Here is a 2,192-nt window from a genome sequence, read left to right as displayed (position 1 = left end):
AGCCTGCCTGGTCGCAGCCACCATGACCGCCTCCCCCGTGCTGTCCATCGTCCTCATGGTCTTCGGCTTCGGCACCGCCCCGGCACTCTTCGCCATCACCTACCTCGTGGTCGCAGAGCTAACGACCATCGGCCAACGCGGCGCCAACCTTTCAATCGCCAATGCAGTCCTCACCACCGGCGGTGTGTTCGCACCGGCAGTGTCGGGTTTTCTGATCGGCGGCGCGGCCACCCCCGCTGAAGGCTACCGTGCAGCTTTCGCCCTGGCCGGGGGTCTCTTGCTGACATTCGGCGTCCTTGCCCTAATCTTCGTCAACCAACAGCGCGACCGCCGCCGGCTCGGCCTTGATACAACTGCCGTCCCCGCGGCCGCTTCACTGCCCACTGGTTCCGCCACCCCCGTCGGCGCGGAGCCTGGCTCCTTGGAAGCGGGCACCCGGGCATAAGTCCGAGGGCAGGTAAGCGGAAGAGAGGCCAACAGCCCCTCTTCCGCTTACCTGCCCTCCTGACGCCGGCATGGATTTGGAGACCGGGCGGTGACCGCACGCCTCGGAAACATGAACCGGTCACCGGCACTGAGGCCTCCGCATCAACGCCCACTGAAGAACACACGATGGACCCGGAAGGACAATCATGGAGGACCTAAAGGCCGGCGGCGGACGATCTGGCTTCTCGGAACGAGTCCTGCGCGGCGGCACCGAACCTGACCCCAGGTTCACGCTCGCAAATGAACGCACGTTTCTGGCCTGGATCCGAACGTCGTTGGCATTGCTTGCCGGAGGTGTAGCTATCGAAGCCTTCACGGCCGACCTTTTCAACGACGGACTGCGTCAATCGGTCGCCGTTTTACTCCTCGTGCTCGCACTCCTGATTGGCGGCGGGTCGTTCTTCCGCTGGCTCAACGTTGAACGCTCCATGCGCCGACAGGATCCGCTCCCGCTGCCCTGGACCGCCCCGATCCTGGCGATCGGCGGTGCCCTCGTCGCCGCGACGATGATGGTCTTCGTCCTCGCGCGCCCCTTCTGACCCGTGACCTCGATGCGTCAAACACCAACCCATGGTGACCCAGGGCTGCAGCCGGAACGCACGGACCTGGCATGGGGGCGCACCACCCTGTCCATGGTGGTTGCGGCCGCCGTTTTCCTTCGCTGGATGCCGCACCACGGCTGGTTTGCCGGCACCCTTGTCGCGGCAACACTCATCACAGCACTCGCCATCCACAGCTCCCGCAAGCGACGCTTCCATCGCGCAATCAGCGGCATCAACCAGGAAGCCATTACTCCCGACCTGGTTTCAGCCGCCGCCGTCGCGGCCAACGTCGTCGTCCTTGCCGGACTGGGACTCTACACCGTCCTGCTCGTTCCATCGGAGCAGTGACATCAGTGAAACTTGGCAACGCATGGCTTGGGCACGTGTCGAGCGGGCACCGTTGAGAATACGAGTCCAGCAGGGCTGGTGGAAAGCAGCCGCAGTAGCTTCAGAGAACCAGGGGCGGCCAAAACAGAACTGCTCCCCGCCAGCACCGGTCGCTTCGCCGCAAACTCCGGGGATCAGAACAGCTCAGCACGGTTGTAGCTGTGCCTTGTTCCGGTTGTATATTCCCCTCATTTCAGAAACGCTCCGGACGTAGCCCTCCGCATCGTCCGCGTATGTTTCAACTGAATCATCCGATCGGAGGCCACCGGTCCTCGCAGGTATCCTTCCCAGGCAAGGCACCGGCGCTAATTGCTCATGTGCAGTCACTTCATCCGGGTCAGGTTCAGGATTTCGCGAAGAGCAGGCCGGGCTTCAAGCCGCAGTTTTATAGAATCCGGAAGGCCATCGACCCTGATGGTGTCCTGGGTGATATCAATGGCCAGCCTGTGGCCTGCCAGCGGCACGTTATCAACCCTGAACTGGCCAAAGCCCTGTGGCAGTTCCGGTGCCAGCCACAGCTCATGCCATGGAAGGACCGGGTCGAACCGCATCAGCATACGAATCAGGTGGATCGGTGCCGCCGCGGCCCACGCCTGGGGTGAACAGGCTGCGGGATACGGTACCGGGCTTGGGAATCGCGTCCTGTCCAGTCCACAGAACAGTTCCGGAAGTCTGCCGCCAAAGTGTTCGGCTGCTTCGAAGAGTCCGTAGGCGATTCGCTGGGCCTCTTCGATAAAGCCGTATCGCATCAGCCCATGCGCTGCGAGAGTGCTGTCA

4 protein-coding genes are annotated in these 2,192 nt (G+C 63.0%); 3 read left to right on the top strand and 1 reads right to left on the bottom strand.

The features are described 5' to 3' along the window. From ACS5PJ_RS22580 to ACS5PJ_RS22570, 3 genes are all read left to right on the top strand, one after another. On the top strand, positions 1-445 hold a 445-nt coding region (locus tag ACS5PJ_RS22580), incomplete at its 5' end, for an MFS transporter (protein WP_439437073.1). 187 nt (positions 446-632) lie between these two features. Next, positions 633-1,025 carry a YidH family protein gene (locus ACS5PJ_RS22575; protein WP_157238342.1) on the top strand — a complete coding sequence of 131 codons (393 nt, stop codon included), beginning with the start codon at positions 633-635 and terminating at the stop codon, positions 1,023-1,025. A 12-nt stretch (positions 1,026-1,037) separates the two neighbouring features. Further along, on the top strand, positions 1,038-1,376 hold the full coding sequence (locus ACS5PJ_RS22570; RefSeq protein WP_323057339.1) for a DUF202 domain-containing protein: 339 nt from the start codon (positions 1,038-1,040) through the stop codon (positions 1,374-1,376). Between the two features lie 362 nt (positions 1,377-1,738). Here ACS5PJ_RS22570 and ACS5PJ_RS22565 read toward each other — a convergent pair. Continuing rightward, the coding region (locus tag ACS5PJ_RS22565) for a glycosyl hydrolase family 65 domain-containing protein (protein WP_439437072.1) at positions 1,739-2,192 on the bottom strand (454 nt) is incomplete at its 5' end.

The organism is Pseudarthrobacter cremeus (assembly GCF_051857465.1).
Classification (GTDB): Bacteria; Actinomycetota; Actinomycetes; order Actinomycetales; family Micrococcaceae; genus Arthrobacter.
This window is presented reverse-complemented; position numbering and strand designations above follow the sequence as displayed.

Coding starts and splice junctions, on each gene's coding strand:
- ACS5PJ_RS22575 (WP_157238342.1), top strand. CDS start 633: ATGGAGGACCTAAAGGCCGGCGGCGGACGATCTGGCTTCTCGGAACGA.
- ACS5PJ_RS22570 (WP_323057339.1), top strand. CDS start 1,038: ATGCGTCAAACACCAACCCATGGTGACCCAGGGCTGCAGCCGGAACGC.